The sequence below is a fragment of the Novosphingobium sp. MBES04 genome, from assembly GCF_000813185.1.
Taxonomy (GTDB): domain Bacteria; phylum Pseudomonadota; class Alphaproteobacteria; order Sphingomonadales; family Sphingomonadaceae; genus Novosphingobium; species Novosphingobium decolorationis.
Genome location: NZ_DF850489.1, coordinates 364,549 through 384,439, shown reverse-complemented (window position 1 = coordinate 384,439; position 19,891 = coordinate 364,549). Strand labels below are relative to the sequence as shown.

Annotated in this window: 17 protein-coding genes; 11 read left to right on the top strand and 6 right to left on the bottom strand. The window is 66.5% G+C overall.

The window, feature by feature from the left end; translation table 11 throughout:
- A complete protein-coding gene (locus MBENS4_RS15545; RefSeq protein WP_039392744.1) occupies nt 1–1,119 on the bottom strand; it encodes an efflux RND transporter periplasmic adaptor subunit in 1,119 nt (372 codons plus the stop codon).
- Between the two features lie 115 nt (nt 1,120–1,234).
- Between MBENS4_RS15545 and MBENS4_RS15540 the strand changes: the two genes are divergently transcribed.
- The 11 genes from MBENS4_RS15540 (at nt 1,235) to MBENS4_RS15495 (ending at nt 14,258) form a co-directional block, all read left to right on the top strand.
- Nucleotides 1,235–1,891 (top strand): response regulator, encoded by a 657-nt coding sequence (locus tag MBENS4_RS15540; RefSeq protein ID WP_039392743.1) that lies wholly within the window; start codon nt 1,235–1,237, stop codon nt 1,889–1,891.
- Nucleotides 1,888–3,309, top strand: coding sequence for a sensor histidine kinase (locus tag MBENS4_RS15535; RefSeq protein ID WP_084592194.1), 1,422 nt, complete (start codon nt 1,888–1,890; stop codon nt 3,307–3,309). The genes MBENS4_RS15540 and MBENS4_RS15535 overlap by 4 nt, the downstream gene beginning before the upstream one ends.
- A gap of 354 nt (nt 3,310–3,663) precedes the next feature.
- Nucleotides 3,664–6,066 (top strand): TonB-dependent receptor, encoded by a 2,403-nt coding sequence (locus MBENS4_RS15530; RefSeq protein WP_039392742.1) that lies wholly within the window; start codon nt 3,664–3,666, stop codon nt 6,064–6,066.
- 288 nt (nt 6,067–6,354) lie between these two features.
- A complete protein-coding gene (locus tag MBENS4_RS15525; RefSeq protein ID WP_242404977.1) occupies nt 6,355–7,617 on the top strand; it encodes an MFS transporter in 1,263 nt (420 codons plus the stop codon).
- 168 nt (nt 7,618–7,785) lie between these two features.
- On the top strand, nt 7,786–9,000 hold the full coding sequence (locus tag MBENS4_RS15520; protein ID WP_039392741.1) for an aromatic ring-hydroxylating oxygenase subunit alpha: 1,215 nt from the start codon (nt 7,786–7,788) through the stop codon (nt 8,998–9,000).
- 192 nt (nt 9,001–9,192) lie between these two features.
- Entirely contained in the window at nt 9,193–9,678 is a 486-nt protein-coding gene (locus tag MBENS4_RS15515; protein ID WP_039392740.1) for a VOC family protein, read from the top strand.
- 174 nt (nt 9,679–9,852) lie between these two features.
- Nucleotides 9,853–10,635, top strand: a complete 783-nt coding sequence (gene ygiD / locus MBENS4_RS15510; RefSeq protein ID WP_039392739.1) for a 4,5-DOPA-extradiol-dioxygenase — start codon at nt 9,853–9,855, stop codon at nt 10,633–10,635.
- 57 nt (nt 10,636–10,692) lie between these two features.
- Entirely contained in the window at nt 10,693–10,965 is a 273-nt protein-coding gene (locus MBENS4_RS26780) for a hypothetical protein (RefSeq protein WP_242404976.1), read from the top strand.
- Entirely contained in the window at nt 10,962–11,786 is an 825-nt protein-coding gene (locus MBENS4_RS15505) for an acetamidase/formamidase family protein (protein ID WP_242404975.1), read from the top strand. Before MBENS4_RS26780 ends, MBENS4_RS15505 begins: the two co-directional genes overlap by 4 nt.
- Nucleotides 11,787–11,908: 122 nt before the next feature.
- Nucleotides 11,909–12,721, top strand: coding sequence for a TauD/TfdA dioxygenase family protein (locus tag MBENS4_RS15500; RefSeq protein WP_039395082.1), 813 nt, complete (start codon nt 11,909–11,911; stop codon nt 12,719–12,721).
- 106 nt (nt 12,722–12,827) lie between these two features.
- On the top strand, nt 12,828–14,258 hold the full coding sequence (locus tag MBENS4_RS15495) for an MFS transporter (RefSeq protein ID WP_199904425.1): 1,431 nt from the start codon (nt 12,828–12,830) through the stop codon (nt 14,256–14,258).
- Nucleotides 14,259–14,265: 7 nt separating this feature from the next.
- Here MBENS4_RS15495 and MBENS4_RS15490 read toward each other — a convergent pair whose 3' ends face one another.
- From MBENS4_RS15490 to MBENS4_RS15475, 5 genes are all read right to left on the bottom strand, one after another.
- On the bottom strand, nt 14,266–14,484 hold the full coding sequence (locus MBENS4_RS15490; protein ID WP_039392738.1) for a hypothetical protein: 219 nt from the start codon (nt 14,482–14,484) through the stop codon (nt 14,266–14,268).
- 199 nt (nt 14,485–14,683) lie between these two features.
- On the bottom strand, nt 14,684–17,050 hold the full coding sequence (locus MBENS4_RS15485) for an acetamidase/formamidase family protein (RefSeq protein ID WP_039392737.1): 2,367 nt from the start codon (nt 17,048–17,050) through the stop codon (nt 14,684–14,686).
- Nucleotides 17,051–17,183: 133 nt separating this feature from the next.
- Complete coding sequence (locus tag MBENS4_RS26775) at nt 17,184–17,393, bottom strand: hypothetical protein (protein WP_242404974.1); 210 nt, start codon at nt 17,391–17,393, stop codon at nt 17,184–17,186.
- 20 nt (nt 17,394–17,413) lie between these two features.
- Nucleotides 17,414–18,583, bottom strand: coding sequence for a hypothetical protein (locus MBENS4_RS15480; protein WP_242404973.1), 1,170 nt, complete (start codon nt 18,581–18,583; stop codon nt 17,414–17,416).
- A gap of 41 nt (nt 18,584–18,624) precedes the next feature.
- Nucleotides 18,625–19,875, bottom strand: a complete 1,251-nt coding sequence (locus MBENS4_RS15475) for an MFS transporter (protein WP_039392736.1) — start codon at nt 19,873–19,875, stop codon at nt 18,625–18,627.
- Nucleotides 19,876–19,891 lie beyond the last annotated feature (16 nt).

The window sequence follows — 19,891 nt, the reverse complement described above, 5'->3', positions numbered from 1 at the left end:
TTACTGCTCCGCCAGAAGGGACTTGAGTTCGGCCACGCCGTGCGTCGCGACCTGTTCTCCGGCCTTCAGCCCCTCGGCCACGAGGGCACGCCCACCGGCCTCGGCGACCAGTTGCACATCGCGGCGCACGAAACGGCCCTTCTGCGCAACGAAGACGACGTCCGCCTCGCCGATCCGGGTAACAGCGGACACGGGGACGGAGACTCCCTCTCCCGCGCCGCCGGGATCGCGGATCACCGCCATGACCCCGCGCCCGGGCACCAGGCCTGCCGTGTCGTCCAGCCGCGCCTTGGCCAGGATCGAGCGTGTCTGGGGATCGAGCGAGGCGCCAACCGACACGATGCGCCCCGCAATCCGCGTAGCTTCCCCATCGCGCGCAGCCACTTCAACGTCCATGCCGGGACGCACCTTGCCCGCCAGCCGCTCGGGCAACTGGAGATCGAGCGTCAGCGCTGCGGTATTCTCGATGACGAAGGGGGCCTCGTCGCCGCCGACACCGCCGCCGGTTTCCACGCCGACATGGGCGACACGCCCGGCAATCGGCGCACGCAGGGTGACAGTACCATCCGCCCCGGCCCCGGCGAGCGCGAGGAGACGCTGGTTTTCCGAGACGGTTGCCTGCGACTGGCGCAGGCTGGCCCGCGCCTCGTCCGCGCGGGCTCCGGCCACGACGCCTTCCTTGGCGAGTGTTTCCAGCCGCTGCGCCCGCGCCCGTTCAAGCGCGAGATCCGCGCGGGCCCGCTGCAAGGCCGCGCTGAACTGCACCGCATCGGCCGCGCGCACCACCGCAAGCGGCGCCCCGCGCGCGACATTCTCGCCTTCGAGCACGAAGAGCTGCGCGACCGTGCCGGTGAACGGCGTCGTCACGGCAACTTTCGCCTGCGGCGGGAGCGTCACCTGCGCCGGGACCGTCCCCAACGGCACCCCCTCGGCGCGCACGGCCGCCTCGGTCCGAACCCCCAGCGCCTTGACCTGCTCGGCACTCAAGGCACCCGCAGGGCCATCCTGCGCCGCCTCGGAGCGCTCCTCGACCCGGGCGTCCGGGCGCAAGGCGAAATAGACACCGCCCGCAAGGGCAAGCGCGGCGGCGGCGAGGCCGGCAAGAGTGGTCCTGTTCATGGTCTCCTGAAATGCGCCTCCAACCTGACAGGACCCTGTCAGTTTCGCGGCGTATTGACAGGTTCACGAGGACAGGCCGATGAGGCCGTAGCCCAGCCAAGGGAGAACAGCGGCCATGCGCGCACTTCTGGTGGAAGACGATGACCAACTGAGCGAGCGCCTGTCCGAGCGGTTGCGCTCGGCTGGCTTTGCCGTGGATGTTGCGCGCTCGCGTAGCGAGGGCGAGGACTGGCCGGACATGGACAAGATCGCGGTCATCATCCTCGACCTGGGCCTTCCCGACGGGTCGGGCATGGAGCTTCTCGACTACTGGCGCCGCCGCAAGGTGACCTGCCCGATCCTGATCCTGACCGCGCGCGGCAGCTGGCAGGACAAGGTCGCCGGCCTCAATGCCGGCGCGGACGACTTCGTGGTCAAGCCGGTACGCTTCGAGGAACTGCTCGCCCGCCTCCACGCGCTCCTGCGGCGCGAGAATGGCGCGCGCGAAACCTGGCTGGAGGACAGCGGCATCCGTATCGATCCGGTCGGCCGCGTGGTGGAGTGTGACGGGGAGCCGCTTGCGCTGAGCAAACAGGAATTCCGCCTGCTCAGCCTGTTCCTGCGCCGTTCAGGCCAGATCCTCTCGCAGGCCGATATCGGCGAACACCTTTACGATCTGTCCAGCCATTACGATCTCAACTCGGTCGAAGTCCTCGTCTCGCGCCTGCGCCGCAAGATCGGCAAGAGCCGCATTCACACCGTGCGCGGGCTTGGCTACAGGTTCGGCGCATGAGCCACTCCCCCGCCTGCGCCACCGCACACACCCCGAGGCGCGGACGCTGGAACTGGCGCTCGCTGCGGGTTCGCCTGCTCCTCGCCTCGCTGGCCTGGATCGCGCTTGGCATCGCCGGGATCTGGTACTCGGCTACCCGCCTCTTCGCCAAGCACGTCGAGCAGAACTACCACGATGAACTCCAGGTCCACGTCCGGGAACTGGGCCGCCTTGTGCGGATCGAGCCCGACGGCACCATCCGGCTCGACCGTCCGCTGTCCGATCCGCGCTTCGCGGTGCCCGATGGCGGCTTCTACTGGCAGGTCAGCCTGGATGGCTATCCGCCGCTGCGCTCGGCCTCGCTCACCCACGGCGAGCTCGACACCTCCATCGCGCATGACAGTTCGATCCACCACCACGTCGAGAGCGGCCCCACGGGCCCCACCATCACTTACGGCTTCGTGCGCAAGGCCAAGGGGGTGGGCGATGTCCATTACGTGATCGCCACCGATGAGCGCATCCTTGACGACATCATCGCCCGTTTCGACCACGAGCTGCGGCTGTGGCTGGGGCTGCTCGCCGCGCTTCTGGGCACGACCGGCGTCGTGTATGTCGCCGTCGGCCTGCGTCCGCTCGACCGGCTGGGCGCGGCCAGCGCGCGGCTGCGCGAGGGCTCGGCCGCGCGCCTGGAAGGGACCTACCCGACCGAGATCGCCCCGCTTGTCTCGGACCTCAACGTCTTCATCGAGCACAGCCAGGGCGCGGTCGAGCGCGCGCGGCTGGAGGCGGGCAACCTCGCCCATTCGCTGCGTACCCCGCTTGCGGTGATGACCGACGAGGCCGAACGCCTCAGCCACGATCCGGCGACGCAGGCGGCAGGCGCAACGCTGCTCGAACAGAGCCGGATCATGGTCCAGCAGATCGAGTATCAGCTCGCCCGCGCCCGCGCGACGGCCAGCGCGCGGCGTCCCGGAACAGTAAGCCGCATCGGCAAGGTCCTCCCCCCGCTGGTCAGCGCGATGCAGCGGCTGCACCGCGACACGACCTTCTCCGTCGCCATGTCCGAGCAGACCGACCTTGCCCTCCCGGTCGACCCGGTGGACCTTTCCGAGCTGCTCGCGATCCTGCTCGACAACGCGGGCAAGTGGGCTGCGCGCAAGGTCTTCGTCGCCGTCGAGCAACGGGGTACGGCGACGGGAAGCCTGCTCGTGGTGCGCATCCTGGACGATGGCCCGGGCCTCACGCCCGAACAGATCGCGCAGGCCTTCGAAATCGGCTCGCGCTTCGATCCGGCCATGGCGGGCTCTGGCCTTGGCCTTGCCATCGCACGCGACATCGCCGGGGCCTATGGCCTGGACCTTGCCCTTTCCCCGCGCAGCGATGCCCCGAGCGGCCTCGAAGCGCGCGTGGAAATTCCCGTCCCGGGCGACACCGACTGACGCAGGCCTGCCAGTCCGGGGGCGGGACACTGCGCGTCCTGTCGCGCATTTCCCCGCCCCATTGACCCTTCGCGCACGCCCAGTAGAGGACCTACCCCGCACTGCAGCGCGCGCGGGTTCGGCCTCGCGCCCCACCGCCGTTATGGAACAGTAATCCTTGCCCACGCGCCCGAAATCGACCCGAGAGATGCCCGAAACGACATCTCCACGAGGGTCTACAGTCAACTACTTATTCGCACGCGCACAAGACCGCACGGGCCAATTCTCGCCAGCTTCCCCGGTAAGCGGCCAAACCACAAAACCAGCGGCCGCCACCACGGGACTGCCATTAGATTCATGGTTTGGGGAGCTTTCATGTTGACGAAGATGCATTTCGCCAGGGCCTTGGCCTGCAGTGTTTCGCTGATGGCCTTCACGGCCGGGACCGCGCAGGCCGACGAGGCCGCGCCGGCACCAGCGCCCACCACCGCCCCGGCCACGACCGGCCTCAACGACATTATCGTGACCGCCGAGCGCCGCGAGGTCAGCCTCCAGGACGCACCTCTCTCGGTCTCGGCGATCAGCGCCGAGGACCTCAAGGCCGCCAATATCACCGACATCACGGGCCTCAACGGCTCGGTCCCGGGCCTTGTCGTCGCGCGTTCGGGCGGTGGTGAGCGCATCATCTCGATCCGCGGCATCGGCTCGGAAACGCCCGAGAACACCAACACCCAGCCCGGCGTCTCCTACCACATCGACGGCGTCTACATCTTCAACTCGATCGCCGCCTCGGCCGCCTTCATCGACGTCGCCCAGGTCGAGGTCCTGCGCGGGCCTCAGGGCACGCTGTTCGGGCAGGGTTCCACCGGCGGCACGATCAACGTCGTCTCGGTCGACCCGACGATGGATGCGGTCACCGGCTATGCCAACGGCGGCTTCGGCAACTACGCCTACAAGGAAGCAAGCGCGGCGCTCAACGTGCCGCTCACCGACACGCTGGCCGTGCGCGGCGCTTTCCAGATGACCAAGCACGATGGCTATGCCAAGGCCACCAAGGTCCCCGGCACGGACAGCTACGATCTCGATGATCAGGACGAGTACGGCTGGCGCCTCGGCGCAAAGTGGGCGCCCACGGCCAACTTCTCGATCACTCTCAACGCGATCAACTTCCACTCCGACACCAACGGCCCGGCGCAGAAGAACATCCTCGACCCCGAAGACGATCCGCGCATCCTGACCCAGGACTACCCGGGCCGCTCGCTGGTCGAAACTGAACTCTACACCGGCACGATCCGCTACGAGGCGCCGTTCGCCACGTTCAAGTCGATCACCGGCTACCAGAAGCTGCACTCGATCCAGGCCTGGGACGCCGACGGCCTCGATGCCGCGACCTTCTCGGCCATCACCTACAACCCGGACAGCGGGACCTACTCCAACTACGACCACGTGCCCCTGTGGCAGTCGGACACGGAAAGCTGGAGCCAGGAATTCAACATCACCTCCAACGGCTCGGGTCCGCTGAGCTGGGTTGCGGGCGGTGTCTACCTGCATTCCGACAACGAGCAGTACATCAACGAGTACCGCGCGGCCGACGACAACATCATCCAGCCCGCGCTCCCCCTGACCACGCCCTGGGACGACCCGCTGGCGGGCAACCTGGCCTATGCGGAACTTTCCTCGATCGAGCGTGACCTCTGGGCCGTCTACGCCCAGGCGACCTACGACCTGACCGACAAGCTCGCGCTCACCGCTGGCGTGCGCTACAACCACGACAAGGCACAGGGCATGTCGGACAGCGTGTCGGGCGGCTCTGCCAGCCAGTCCTCGGGCGCCTATCTCCAGCCCGCCTACACCGGCAGCCGCAAGACCAAGGCCTGGACCGGCAAGGTCGCGCTCGACTACCAGATCACGCCGGAAAACATGGTCTATGCCAGCTGGACGCGCGGCTTCAAGCCGGGCGGCATCAACTCGGCGGCCTCGGCGGGCAGCAGCGGCCTCGCGCTGGGCCTCATGGACTCGGTCCAGCCCACCTATACCAAGGAGACTGTCGACAGCTTCGAGATCGGCACCAAGAACCGCTTTGCAAACGACACGCTCCAGCTGAACGCCTCGGGTTTCCTCTATCTCTACAAGGACATGCAGTTCCTTGAGGAAGACCCCGTGCTCTATGGTGAGGGCATCTCCAACGCGCCCAAGGCCCGCGTCTACGGCATCGAACTCGAAGCCCAGTGGGCGCCGACCGAACACTTCCGCGTCGATGCCTCTGGCTCGTGGCTGGAGGGTGAATTCACCGAGGACTACTACGCGCTCGATCCGGCGGCGGCGGCGGCGGCGCAGAACGCGGCAGGCTATGGCGACTGGCTGTTCTGGAACAACTACTACGACGCCTCGGTCGTGCGCGATGGCGCGCGTGCCAACATCAACGGCAACCGCATTCCCAAGCTGCCGCGCTGGCAGGGCACGCTGGCCGCGACCTACACCAACAAGGTCGGCCCGGGTAACCTGACCGCCCGCGCCCAGGCGATCTACCGCGGCAAGTACCAGTACCGCGTCTTCAACGATGCCAGCACCGACCTCGCCTCCTCCTACACCCAGGTCAACACTATGGTGAAGTACGAGCCCGAGGACACGAACTTCTCGATGATGTTCCGCGTCATCAACCTGTTCGACACGAACGGCGTGAACTCGCGCTTCTCCGATCCCTACGGCAGCGCGCAGGTGATGGAGACCTACATTCCGCCGCGCCAGTTCATCCTGTCGTTCGGCTACACCTTCTGATCCAGACCGTCCGCAATGGCCGATCTGCGGGCGCGGGGAGCAAGACTCCTCGCGCCCGTTCCCTTTTGTGCGCAAGTGCGGCATAAGACGCTGCAGCGCGTCATGGGGCTGGAAACACGCCTAAGCGCCGCCCCGCCCCTGTCGCACGCAAGGACACCAGAGCTGAAACCGCTGCCGGATCAAGTGTTGAGGCGCACACCATCAAGAGTGCACCCCGCCAGTTCGGGAACATGCTGCCACACGAATCCCGGCCACGAAGCCGGGACGAAGCTGTAAGCAGGAGATACGATGCCCCGCAACGCACAGGTCATGATTGCCGCCTCGCTGGCGTTCTTCTTCGTGACGGCCACGACCTTCACCTCGCTGGGCTATGTCCTCTACATCATGGTCGACCAGCTCGACTGGTCGGCGGCGGCGGCGGGCTTCAGCTTTGCCCTGCTGGGCCTTGCCTGCGGGCTTGCCAGCCCGCTGCCACCCTACCTGATGAAGACCATCGGGACGCGCCTGACGATGGTCCTGGGCGCGCTCGTGCTGGCAGGCGGCTTCGCGATGGCCTCGGTCATCAACGACCTCAATTTCTTCTTCGTCGCGACCTCGCTGATGGGGGCCGGCTTCACGCTGCTCGCGCCCTCGCCTGCGGTCTATCTCCTCGCCAACTGGTTCCCGCGCACCTCCAGCCGGATGATCGGGTTCTACTTCATGGTCGGCTCCTCGGGTGGCATCGCGGGGCCCCTCATCGTCAGCGCCATTGCCGGGGCGACCGGCGACTGGCGCCTGCACTGGATGGTCATGGCCGTGGCCGCCGCCGTCCTTGGCCTCATCTGCTTTGTCTGCATCCGCGACACCGAGGCCGTCGCCACCACAGCCCAAACGCAGGAAGATACCGAGGCCAGCGGCACTATCGCGGACAGCGGATACACCGTGCGCCAGGCGCTGCTGACGCGCACATTCCTCATCCTCGCGGTGATCCTCACCGTCGTGCAGACGGTCGTCACCGCGACCCACTCGCTGCTGGTCGCGCACATTGCCAATCTGGGCCATGGCGCGGCGCCGGGCGCCATCGCGATGAGCCTCCTGGCCTTTGCCGGAACCGGCACCAAGGGCGTGACCGGCGCCATCTGCGAGCGGGTCTCGCCGCGCCTGATCCTGATCGGCGGCCTTGTCCTCCAGGCGCTGGCCATGGCGCTCCTCTCCTATGCGCCAGGCGTAGCCATCGCCATTGCCGCGGCCATCGTGTTCGGCGCGGGCTGGGGCATGGCCTGGCTCTCGGGGCATATCCTGCTCCTGCGCTACTTCGGCGCGCGCCTTGCGGGCACGATGACCGCCATGGTGACGACCGCCTCCACACTCGCCGTCTTCGGGCCCATCGGCGCGGGCCGCGTCGCCGATGTCACCGGCACCTACGCGCCTGCCATCGTGGTCTTCTCCGGGCTCCTGCTTGCCGCCGCGATCATCGCGCTGCTCTTCCTCAAGGCCCCGCGCCCGCTGGGCGCCGCGCAAAGCGAAGACACCCCGGACGCGCCCGCCCTCAAGCTGGAACCCGCCGAATAAGGCGCCCCCTCGACGCGGACCTGTCTCCAGAATCACATTTGCCAAGAATGAGGGCGCGCTGGGTAAAGCCTGCGCGCCCTTGCCTTTCTAGTCTCCCTCGTATCGGCCCGGCGCCCTCGTGCGCCAGATGAAGGCCGCACCAGACCACAACGACGGGAACAGGCACGCATGACACTCCTCACCGACCAGTTCTTCGACAGCCTCGCCAGCTCGAAGCTGGATACGCTGGAGGCCGAGACCCTGCCGCGCGAATGCTACGCGAGCGAGGAATTCCACGACTTCGAGATGGAAGCCGTCTTCGCCCACGAATGGCTCTGCGTCGGGCGCGCGGAATGGCTCGAGGAACCGGGCGACTTCTTCACCGTCAGCCGCGCTGATGAACCGATGATCGTGTGCAAGACCCGCGACGGCACCATCAAGGCGCTCTCCTCCGTCTGCCAGCACCGCGCCATGCTGGTCGCCGAAGGCCACGGCAACACCCGCGCCTTCGTGTGCCCCTACCATCACTGGACCTACGACCTCGACGGTACGCTGGTGGGCGCGCCCGCGATGAGCCGCACCTGCAATTTCGACAAGAAGGCCGCCTCGCTGCCCGAGATCCGCATGGAGATCTGGCACGGCTTCATCTTCGTGAACCTCGATCCCGAAGCCGAGCCCCTCACCCCGCGTCTGGCTGCGCTGGAGGATGTCGTGGCCAACTACGACTTCGCCTCGCTGCGCGGCCCCCGGCCCGAAGAACCCACCGTGTTCCCCTGGAACTGGAAGGTCATGCTGGAGAACAACAACGACGGCTACCACGCCAGCCGCCTTCATGCCGGGCCCCTCCATGACTTCATCCCGAGCGGGCTTGCCACCTTCCCCGAAGTCCCGGCCGACAGCGCGGGCTACTATCGCCTGAACGGCACGCTCCACAAGAACGCCGGGTTCAACGCGACGCAGAAGTCGATCTTCCCGGTCTTCCCCAAGCTGACCGAGGAGGAGCAGAACCGCCTGCTCTTCGTGAACCTGCCGCCCAGCCTCAGCCTGGTCGTGCTGAACGACAGCGTCATCTACCTCATCATGGACCCCAGGTCCGCGAACTCGCACGCGCTCACCATCGGTACCCTGATGGCACCTGAGGCGATGGAGGACCCGCTCTATGACCTCAAGGTCAAGATGACCGACGAGGCGGTGGAGCGCATCGTCGCGCAGGACTTCCACGTCGACGAGCTCGTCCAGCAGGGCCTGCGCTCACGCCATGCACCGCGCGGCCGCTATTCCTGGCAGGAGGGCGCCCAACGCCTCCTCAACGTCTGGCTGGTCGATCGCTACTGGGCCGAATGGGACCGCCGCCGCGGCCCTTCCGCGCCCGTCACCCGCCTTCGTGCCGGATCGTCCGGCTGAACCTGATCCTTCACTGGATACCCTCCCAACTTTGCGGCGTCCGGCCTGTCCGGGCGCCGTTTTCTTTGCGGGCCAAGACAGGCTCCGGTCGCTGCCGATCAAGCTTTCGTGCGTGCCCGCTCCAGCCTTCATGCGTGACCTCTGGCTACCCACGAGGCCACGACATGCCAGCCAAGGGGAGCATACCGGCACATGACCAACAGCCTCATCTTCTTCGACATTCCCAGCGACGATCCCGATGCGGCGGGCAAGTTCTACGCCGAGGTCTTCGGGTGGGAGGACGATCCGCGCCTGGGCGGCGCGTACCACCGCATGGTTCCGGGCGGTTTCTTCGCCAACAAGGACGGTTCGGACAGCGAGATCGGGCACCTGCACATGGGCATCGGCAAGGTCTCCAACATGCGCCCCCATCCCGATCCCGAGGGCATCGAGCCGCGCACGATGAGCAGCGGTGGCCGCGGCCCGCGCATCTGGATCCTGATCGACGACAACGACACGCCCGAGCGCATCCTCGCCACCGCCGAGAAGCTGGGCGCCACGGTCCTGTGGCGCAACCACTACTGGGCCGAGTTCAACGGCCTCAACCACTGCTTCGTCGACCCCTGGGGCAACCACATCATGCTCTGGGGCAAGGCCGGCAATCCGCCCAAGGTACCCGAGGACTATACCCGCGAATAAGCGGGACGCAGGAGGACCTGCCTTCCGGCCCGAAAGCTGCGCGACAAGTTCTTGTGCGCCGCGATCCAAGACCGGGAGGCAGCCTGCGCCATAGCGTCCAAGCACGCCCCCAGACCCACGACGACACGACAACACGACAAGGGGGGCCGACAGGTCCAAGGAGAGCCAAGAGCAATGAGCCGACTTCCCATCGTCTTCTTCGGGCACGGCAGCCCGATGGTCGCGCTGGAAAAGAGCGACGTGACCCGCCAGTGGAAGGCCATGGGCGAGCGCATCGGCAAGCCGCGCGCGATCCTGTGCATCTCGGCCCACTGGCAGACGCGCGGCACCGCCGTCACCGCGATGGCCCAGCCGCGCACCATCCATGACTTCGGCGCCTTTCCGCAGGCGCTCTTCGACGTGCAGTACCCCGCGCCCGGCGATCCCGAACTTGCCCAACGCGTGCGCGAACTGCTCGCGCCCGTGGACGTGAAGATGGACGCCAACTGGGGCCTCGACCACGGAACCTGGACGGTCCTCGTCCATGCCTATCCCGAAGCCGACGTGCCGGTGATCCAGCTCTCGATGGACCTGGCCAAGACACCACAGGAGCACTGGGAGATCGGCCGCGCGCTGCGTCCCTTGCGCGACGAGGGCGTGCTCATCATGGCCACCGGCAACATCGTCCACAACCTGCCCGCGATGGACTGGGCCAATCCGTTGGCCGAGCCCTACCCCTGGGCCACCCTCTTCAACGACACAATGTGCCAGGCGGTCGAGAACGACGATCCGCAGGTCGTGATCGACTACCAGCAACTGGGCGATGCGGCGCGCTATTCGGTGCCCTCCTCGGACCACTTCCTGCCGCTGCTCTATTTCCTGGGTGCCCGGCATGAAGGGGAAGACGCCACCTTCGCGCCCCACTTCATCCAGCACAAGTCGCTTTCCATGACGAGCGTGCTGATCGGAGCGGACTGACCGTCCGCCGCATCCTGCACCTCGCGCATTCCCCTTTCTACGCCCACAGGAGTTTCGATGGCCCTCATCAACCCCAAGTCCCAAGCCGCGCGCGCAACCGCGATGCCCGGCGCCCTGCACCATCTCAAGGCCACGCCCGAGACCGTGCACTGGGGCTATTTCTCGCCCGAGATCAAGCCGGTGCTGCGCGTCAAGAGCGGCGACCTCATCCACGGCGAGGCCATCACCCACCACGCTGGCGATGATCCCGACCTGATGTTCGACGAGAACATCAAGCGCATCTTCACCGAGATCGATCCTTCCACCCGCGCGCCGGCTGCCACATCATGACCGGCCCGATCTACATCGAGGACGCGGAACCGGGCGACATGCTGGAAGTGCGCTACTTCGAGATGAAGCCGCGCCACAACTACGGCTCGAACCTCCAGGCCAACTGGGGCCACCTCTACAAGGAGTTCGACGAGACCGAGCGCGTGACGATCTACAAGCTCGATCCGAACGCGATGACGGCGTCTGCACTCTATGCCTACGATGTCGAAGGCGTCTACACGACGCCCGGGCGCATCACGCATTGCCCGACCTGCGACCGCTCCGAGGCGCTGCCCGGCATCACCATCCCGGCCCGTCCGCATCTGGGCACCGCAGGCGTCGCGCCCGCCGTCAACGAGCCGGTCAGCACGATCCCGCCCGGCCTTCACGGCGGCAACATCGACAACTGGCGCATCGGTGCGGGCGCCAAGATGTACTACCCCGTGCAGGTCAAGGGCGGCCTCTTCTCGATCGGAGACCCGCACGTCAGCCAGGGTGACGGCGAGATCAGCGGCACGGCCATCGAAAGTTCGCTGGACGTCCTGTTCCAGATCATCCTGCGCAAGGACTTCTCGTTCCCCTCGCCGCTTCTGGAAACGCCCGACTACTGGATCGTCCACGGCTTCGGCGAGGATCTCGACGCGGCCATGAAGGGCGCCTCGCTCGACATGATGCACCTCCTGACCGAGCATCAGGGCCTCTCGCGCCACGACAGCTACTCGCTGATGAGCGTTGCCTCGGACTTCGGCGTAACGCAGGTCGTGGACGGCACGCAGGGCATCCACTGCCGCATCGAACGGCGCATCTTCCCCGAGAAGGGCACCTTCACCGATCCGGAATGACACACCGCTTGCGGGCGACCGCAAGGCGAGGCCGGACCGGAAAACCTCCTCTTTCCCGTCCGGCCTCGCGCCTCTTCACCGACCGCGCTAGAGATACGGGCAAGGCCCGAGGGAGAATGACGATGAGCTATGAAACGATCGACGTGCGGCCGGTGACCAAGCGGATCGGCGCGGAGATCTTCGGGGTCGACCTGACGAAGCCGCTCGGCAACCAGACTTATGCCGAGATCCGCGAAGCCCTGCTCAAGCACCAGGTCGTGTTCTTCCGCGAGCAGGAGATCGACCACGAAGCGCACCTCGCCTTCGGCCAGGCCTTCGGGAAATTTCACACGCACTCGGCGGTCAAGGGCCTGCCCGAGCACCCGCACATCGTGCAGATCCACGCCGACGCCGACAGCAAGTACATCGCCGGCGACAACTGGCACTCCGACCTCTCGTGCGATCCCGAACCGCCGATGGGCTCGATCCTCTACATGCACACGATGCCCGAGGACGGCGGCGATACGCTGTTTTCCAGCATGACCGCGGCCTACGAGGCGCTGTCCGAGCCGATGAAGCGCTTCCTGGAGCCGCTGACCGCGGTTCACGATGCGAACCCTGTCTACAAGGCGATCTTCCCGGACATCGACAAGCAGTATGAGTGCAACACGCACCCGGTCATCCGCACCCATCCGGAAACGGGCCGCAAGCTGCTCTTCGTGAACTCGTCCTACACCACGAAGATCAACGAGCTGTCCAAGACCGAAAGCGATGCGGTCCTCAAGTGCCTCTACGAGCACGTGAAGGACCCCAATTTCCAGGTCCGCTTCCGCTGGCGCCCGCACTCCATCGCCTTCTGGGACAACCGCTGCACCCAGCACTTCGCGGTGTGGGACTACTTCCCCGAAACGCGCTCGGGCTACCGCGTGACCATCGCGGGTGATCGCCCCTACTGAGCTGCAACTGCAAAGCGAAGGCATTTGCGCTGGCGCAAGGTCCTGGGCCGCCCAATGCGTTAGACAGGTGGTCCCAGCCATTGCCAGCAACGAGGCAAGCCCCACGATGAGCCGCGACACGACGAGCCCTGCCCCTGAACCCGAGGCACTCTCGCCGCTGCGCCTGCGTCTCATCATGGCGCTGGTCACCGGCGCCCTGTTCATGGAGATCCTCGACGCCTCCATCATCATCACCGCACTGCCGCGCATGGCGCGCGATTTCGGGACGAGTGCGGTGGGGCTCAACATCGGCGTCACTGCCTACATCCTGACCCTCGGCATCCTCATCCCGGCCAGCGGCTGGGTGGCCGAACGTTTCGGCGCGCGGCGTATCTTTGCCATCGCCATAGGTCTCTTCACCCTCGCCTCGGCGCTGTGCGGACAGGCGTCCAGCCTGACCGAGTTCGTGGCCCTGCGCGTCTTTCAGGGGGCTGCGGGCGCGATGATGGTGCCGGTTGGCCAGGTCATCGTCCTCACCTGCACCCCGCGCGACAAGCTGATGGTGGCGATGTCGAACCTCATCTGGCCTGCGCTCATCGCGCCGGTGGTCGGACCACCGCTCGGCGGCTTCATCACCGAGCATCTGGGCTGGAACTGGATCTTCTACCTCAATGTGCCGCTCGGCCTCATTGGCCTCGTGGGTGCCTGGATACTCGTGCCCAGGACCGCCCGCCCGGATGAGCCACGTCGCTTCGACTGGCCGGGATTTGCGATCACCGCACTCGGCACCTTCGGGCTGCTTGCCGGGCTCGAACTCTTGGGCGCGACGGGCAATCTGGCGGCACTCGCCCTCGTCGCGCTGGGCCTCGCCTTGCTGGTCCTTGCGCTACGGCACATGGCCCGCGCGCCCAACCCGATGGTGGGGCTCGACAATCTCGCGATCCCGACCTTCCGCGCGACCATCCGGGGCGGTTCGCTTGCGCGGGCCGGCGTCGCGGCATCGCCTTTTCTCGTGCCGCTGCTGCTGCAGGTTGGCCTTGGTTACAGCCCATCCGAAGCCGGCCTGATCCTGATCGCGCTCTTTGCGGGCAATCTGGCCATGAAATCGGTGACAACGCCGGTCCTGCGCACCTTCGGCTACCGCCGCGTGCTCATCGGTTCCTCGCTCACCAGTTTTGCCGGGATCGCGGGCGGCGCGCTGCTTGCCCCTGGAACCCCCGTCACGCTCATCTGCGCGTTCCTGTTCTTCTCAGGGATGACCCGCTCGATGCACTTCACGACGCTGGGAACGATGGCCTTCTCGGACATTCCCAAGCCGCAGATGAGCGATGCGACGAGCCTGTTCAACACGTCTATCCAGCTGATGATGGCCAGCGGCATCGCGCTCTCCGCCCTCGCGGTGAAGCTGGGCGACACGCTGGGCACCGGCGCGCCCGACGTGCCCTACCGCCTTGCCTTCCTGCCACTCAGCGTGCTGTGCCTCGCCACGCTCGTCGAAGCCCTGCGCCTTCCGCGCGATGCGGGCGACAGCTTCGTGGGTCGCAAGTCGCAGGCCTGACCCTGCCTTAATCCCTGGCCCAGGCACGGCGCGCGCGCCGCACGCACCAACTCCACACCGGCACCGGCGATCCCGCCAGAAGCAGCACGATCAGAAACTCGAGCGGACGGCGAAACAGCGCGTCGAACCCGGCGAAGCCCACGATGACGAGGATCGCGAAGAGAATGACGAACGTGAAGACAAGGGCGAGGAGAACGAACGCCCCGGCAGCAAGTTTGGAAGGCATGGGCGGCCGCTAGCACAGGGTCGTGAGACCTGCCAGCGGGCGAATTGTCCCCCTAGCGGGAAGGACATGTCCGAGGGCCATCGCCCTCGGGCTCCCAAAATTGTCGACCTCACGTTGCTCGCGCTCCCCTGGCTGCAAAAGGCAACGTCGCCCATTCTTGGGGTCAAGGGGTAAAACCCCTTGAATAAACTCTTCCTGCTCAACTCGTGAAGAGCGCCTTTCGGATCACCGCGTGAACGCCATAGTTGCCGTTTACGACCTGGCTCACCCCGAAATCGACGCCGACCGAGAGCAGCGAGATCGCCTCGTCCTCGGACAGTTGTTTGGCTGTCATCAGGAAGCGCCGCGCCTTGCGGAAGGCATCGCGCATGGCCTCGTCGAGCGAGGACTTCTTGTAGACCTCGCTCTGTGCGTCCGCGCCCAGTTCCTTGAGATAATCCGGGTGCGAGAAGCCCATGATGACCCACTCGGTCTCGGTCTCGATGAGCGGGTAATCGACATCGCGCAGCTGCTCCATGACGCCTTGCGCCTTGTGATGGACGACCTGGATCAGCGCGGTCATCGAGCATTCAATGGCCGTGCCACACAGTTCGCTGTCGCCTTGCGAGGCGTGCGGATCACCCAGTGAAAGAAGCCCGCCCTCGACCTGTACCGGCAGGAACACCCGCGCCCCCGGCCCCGTCCGCCAGTTGTCGAGATTGCCGCCAAAGCTGGAGGGCGGCACGGAATCGACAAGCCCGTTATGGTTGGGCGCCACTGCGATCACGCCGAAGTGCGGCCGGATCGGGATCTCGACATTGCGCAGCACGTCGAAGTTCTTCTCGATCGTCGCCGGATCGACCGGCACGCCCGGATAATCGTAGCGCGGATGGACCACGCCCGAGGGGTCTGTCTGCTCGGTCCAGCGGTAGGAGTAGACGGCGTGGGCCGTGGGGGGACGCATGCCGCCTGCCTCGACCTCGTAGATGGTGATGACCTCGCGCTGCTTGGGCTCAGTCAGCAGGTCCTGATAGTGGAAACCCCAGTAGGTCGCCGCGTTCGAGCCGAAGGACTTGCCCGCAAAGCGCGGATTTCCACTGGGCCGAGGCTTCAGATCGAGGATGCGCACCTCGATGAGATCGCCCGGCATCGCGCCTTCGATGGCGATGGGGCCCGTGCAGATATGGACGCCGAAACCCTCGCCAGGACCACGCCCGAGAGCCGAGGCGTCCATCGGTCCGGCCCCGCGCCGATTGACCGACTTGCCCTGCGCGTCCCAGTGGAACACGCTTTCCGCACCACCATCGCCTTCCACCATGCGCTCGGCATCGTCGTTGGCGTGGTGGGTCAGCGTCTCGATGGTCACGAAGTCGCCCGAGCGTATGGAGAGCGCCGGCTTCAGGTCCTTGCTGAGAAAGCCCCAGTGCACCGTTTCGGGCGAAGCGGGCAAATGGTGGTGGCGCACCTGCTCGCCTTCGGGATGGGGGCTGTAGGGTGCCCCGACCTTGGGGCCGCCTGGCGCTGCCTCCGCCGTGTCGGAGGCTTCGGCCTCGGCGGCATCGTCGCTCTCGGCAGGCTCGTTCTCGGCCTTGGCGGCGGGCGTCTCCCCGCGTGCAGGTTTGCCGCGGCGCAGGAGCTCGACCGCCTCGTTTTCCTGCGGCTGGCCCTTGCGGTATTCGCGCGGCGAGATGCCGTACTGCTCGCGAAAGGCCCGGCTGAACGAGGCGGAATCGTTGAAGCCCCATTCGAACAGGATGTCCGAGATCGATTTCTGGACGTGCAGCGGGCTGCGCAGGTCGAGGCGACAGCGCTCCAGCCTTCGCACCTTCACATAGTGCCCGAAGCTGTCGTTGATCGATTCGAAAAGCTTCTGGAGGTAGCGCGGCGAGATGCCATGCTCGGCCGCGACCTGCTGGTAGTTGAGGTCCGGGTCGGACAGGCGGATCTCGATGGTCTGGAAGATCCGCTCCAGCAGCGCCGCGCGCATGCCCGCCGCGCCGCCCAGCGCCTTGGGCGGCGCGTTGTCGAGCAGGCTGGTGACAAGGAACTCGGGGAAGGCAAGTTCCACCGGCCGCGCCTGGTCGGTGGTGATCTCGTTGATGGTGTCAGCCAGCGAGCGCAGCATGCCGGCAAAGACACGCGCGGTGCCGGTATCGGTCGCGATCTGGCGCGGCGCGGCGCCGACGGGGGTCTTGAGCCGCGCGGTCAGTTCGCTGTGGGGCACCTGCACGATGAGGGTGCGGTTGTCGCCCGCAAAGGAGAGCTGCACCGGCGCATCGCCCTGCCCGCAGATCAGTTCGCCATCGGAGAGGCGCAGTTCCTGCTTGGCATCCCGCATCGTCGCGCTGCCATCGAGCAGCAGCGCCACCCAGTAGGTCTGGGGCTGATCGCGAAAGTCGATGGTCCAGGTCTGCTGGGTCCCGGTCACACGAATGAAGCTAATGCCCGTGCTCGACTTGAACTGGATCAGCTCCCCATAGAGCGTCGCCTCATCGGCCTCGTCCAGCGTCAGCGAAAGGCGTTTCAAGGCAAAGCGCCAGGCATCGCGGCGCTGTTCCTTGGGATAGACATTTGTCGTTATGCGCAAGGAATTTCCACCCGTTTTCCTGCTATCTGCACGGGGACAGCCGGAGCCTGCGCTCCGCCCTCATCCGCCACCGCGGCCGCATGGCTAGCGCGCCCTTCCCATTACGGCAAGTACCCAGACAAAAGCGTTGGGATCAGCTCTCGAACGGGGTCTCGGCGCTGCCATAGACGCTGGTCGGACCATCGTCGCCCGGCGCTTCGCCGCGTCCGCAGACAGCCAGCATGGTGAGCGCGTAGACAAGCGCACTCGAGGCCATGTCGTCAGGGGTCGGGCGCCAGCGCGGCATACCCGTCGTCACGGCGGGAATACGGTGCATGTTGAAGACGTTATGGTCGCGCCACATGCTCGAATAGACCGGATGGGCTACTTCCAGCGGGGCGCCACGCGCCAGCCGGGTCGCGGCATCGACGGCGCCAGTGAGCGCGGCGACCTCGCGCTCCCTAGCCTCGAAACCATGACGCACGACAACCGGCTCGACATCAAAGCTCTCGACATCGACGCTGCGCATGGCCGCAGTGATCCCGTGCATGGCCTCGGCCGCCTTCTGGCGCGGATTGAGGCGACCTCGATATAGAGCGCGCAGATCTCGGTGCCCGCCCCGAAGTCGGTCGGCATGCCGCCGCGCACCGAAGCAATCTGCACCTTGGGCGCGACCTCGCCGCTCGCGGTGCGCAGGATCGAGTTCGCCTCCCACGTGAGCCCCCAGGCGTGGAGCGCCTCGATCACCGGGCCAAGCCGATAGATCGGGTTGGGGTGGGCCGTGGTCAGGCGCGGCGCTTCCAGGATCGGCGTGAACATGCCCTGCCCGTAGATGCGCACACGAAAGACCGCATAGCCCGAACCCTGCCAGGTGAGGCCGAAGTCGGTGCCTTCCGCCGCGATGGCGTAATCGGGCGCGACGCCGCCGTGGTGGAACAGGTAATGGGCGCCGATGTCCTTGCCCATGTAGTCGATCCCGGCAAATTCCTCGATCGGTTCAGGGCCGATCTCGCCCGGGCATGCGGTCAGCCAGGTCTTTCCGGCAAGCCCGATGCCCGCCTTCTTCAGCGCCTTTGCCGCGATCAGGAAGCAGGACATCGGCCCCCGGTCGTTGGAGATGGGAAAGCCGCGAAGGCGTCCCTCCTCGTCGAGCCAGCACTTCGTCCACTCAGGGTCGGCCATCGTGCTCTCGCGGTAGCGGAAGCGGTCCTGCTCGGCGATGCCGCTCGGGCTCTCGGTATCGAGATGGGCGGTGAAGAGCAGGTTCGCGCCCGGCGCGGTGCCGCCATATTCGCCGATCACGTTGGGGCGCTCGGGCACGGCGCCGACCTTGCGCGGCTTGAAGCCTTCGCGGCCCATCCAGTCGTGGACAAACTCGGCCGCGGCCAGTTCCTCGCGCGAGCGGCTGGGGATGTTGCCCAGCTCCAGCGCCAGTGCGACCAGTTCGTCGGTGTCGATCGCGGCGGCAATCGCCTCGCGCTCCTCCTCGCTCACCGCGTAAGGGGCAGCGGCAGGATCAGCGAAGGTGGGGGCAGAGGCAGGAATATCGGCCACGAAAGATCCTTGTCTTGTCAGGTGTTGCCGGAGGGAAGGCGTCAGTGGGATGGCACGGGCATGGCGTCCGGGGAAGTGCCCTCTACTTCGCCATAGCGCGGCAGCAGCAGGAGCAGCACCGCGCCGCCCGCAAGCGCCGCGCCCACACCCACAAGCGCCGGACGATAGGAGTGGACGTTGTCGAAGACGAGGTCGAGCAGGATCGGGGTGATCCCTTGCGCGGCGATCACCGCCGAATACATGGCCCCGATGATCGAGCCGAAGTGGCGCACACCGAAATAGCGCGCGATGTAATAAGGAAGCGCGCCGTACTGTGCGCCCATGCCCACGCCCAGCAGCAATCCGGCGAAGAGCAGGACGGGGGTTCCCACCCCGAATTCCAGGAGCGCGAGGCCGCCAATGGCAAGGCCGTACATCGGCACCGCGACACGCGGCGTCTGGATCTTGTCCATGATCCGCCCGGTCACGACCTGCCAGCCCGAGGTCGCGAGCGCGAAGACGCTGACCACCGCAGTACCCGTCGCGACAGATACGCCCCGGTCCCCCAGGATCGGCACGACGTGGCTGAAGATCGCAGTCGTCCCGCCAGCCCCGGCCGCAACGGCCAGAAGGACCAACCAGAAAGAGGGAAGCCTCGCGGCCTCGGCCAGGGTCAGACCTTCGCGCGGGGCCTCTTCCTGCGCCGCGCTCGCACTTGCAGTCCGGTCGCGCAGGAACAGCACCAGGATCGGGAAGGCCAGCAGCAATACGAAGGCGGCAATGCCCAGATACCCGGCGCGCCAGCCCCAGGCGCCGACGAGAACAGCGGCCAGCACCGGCATGATGACCGATCCGATCCCGCAGCCCCCGCCCGCACTGATGCCGAGCGCAGTCCCCCGGTTGCTCTCGAACCAGTCGGCCACGACCTTCTGGTAGATCGGCGTTCCCGCCATCGCGCTGAAGATCGAGAGCACGGCGAAGGTCGCGTAGAACTGGATCAGGCTGCCGCTCGTCAGCGCCAGAGCGGCAATCGACAGAGCCAGTCCGACCACGCCCGTCAGCAAGGTGCGGCGCGCGCCGTGCGCGTCGACATGGCGCCCGATGATCGGGTAACTGACCGCGCCCACGACCGCGAGAATGCCGAGCACCCCCGAAATGCTCGCGCGCGACCATCCGAAGGTTTCGGACAAGGGCACCAGGAACAGGCCGAAGACGGCGTGAACCGCAGGCGTCACGCTGACCGCATTGCCCAGCGTACAGGCGAACAGGACAGGTGTGCGTCCCGCTACGGCGGAGGGATCTCGCGGGGTCATCGGCAAGCACCTTTCC

Coding starts and splice junctions, on each gene's coding strand:
- MBENS4_RS15545 (WP_039392744.1), bottom strand. CDS start 1,119: ATGAACAGGACCACTCTTGCCGGCCTCGCCGCCGCCGCGCTTGCCCTT.
- MBENS4_RS15540 (WP_039392743.1), top strand. CDS start 1,235: ATGCGCGCACTTCTGGTGGAAGACGATGACCAACTGAGCGAGCGCCTG.
- MBENS4_RS15535 (WP_084592194.1), top strand. CDS start 1,888: ATGAGCCACTCCCCCGCCTGCGCCACCGCACACACCCCGAGGCGCGGA.
- MBENS4_RS15530 (WP_039392742.1), top strand. CDS start 3,664: ATGTTGACGAAGATGCATTTCGCCAGGGCCTTGGCCTGCAGTGTTTCG.
- MBENS4_RS15525 (WP_242404977.1), top strand. CDS start 6,355: ATGCCCCGCAACGCACAGGTCATGATTGCCGCCTCGCTGGCGTTCTTC.
- MBENS4_RS15520 (WP_039392741.1), top strand. CDS start 7,786: ATGACACTCCTCACCGACCAGTTCTTCGACAGCCTCGCCAGCTCGAAG.
- MBENS4_RS15515 (WP_039392740.1), top strand. CDS start 9,193: ATGACCAACAGCCTCATCTTCTTCGACATTCCCAGCGACGATCCCGAT.
- ygiD (WP_039392739.1), top strand. CDS start 9,853: ATGAGCCGACTTCCCATCGTCTTCTTCGGGCACGGCAGCCCGATGGTC.
- MBENS4_RS26780 (WP_242404976.1), top strand. CDS start 10,693: ATGGCCCTCATCAACCCCAAGTCCCAAGCCGCGCGCGCAACCGCGATG.
- MBENS4_RS15505 (WP_242404975.1), top strand. CDS start 10,962: ATGACCGGCCCGATCTACATCGAGGACGCGGAACCGGGCGACATGCTG.
- MBENS4_RS15500 (WP_039395082.1), top strand. CDS start 11,909: ATGAGCTATGAAACGATCGACGTGCGGCCGGTGACCAAGCGGATCGGC.
- MBENS4_RS15495 (WP_199904425.1), top strand. CDS start 12,828: ATGAGCCGCGACACGACGAGCCCTGCCCCTGAACCCGAGGCACTCTCG.
- MBENS4_RS15490 (WP_039392738.1), bottom strand. CDS start 14,484: ATGCCTTCCAAACTTGCTGCCGGGGCGTTCGTTCTCCTCGCCCTTGTC.
- MBENS4_RS26775 (WP_242404974.1), bottom strand. CDS start 17,393: ATGTGGCGCGACCATAACGTCTTCAACATGCACCGTATTCCCGCCGTG.
- MBENS4_RS15475 (WP_039392736.1), bottom strand. CDS start 19,875: ATGACCCCGCGAGATCCCTCCGCCGTAGCGGGACGCACACCTGTCCTG.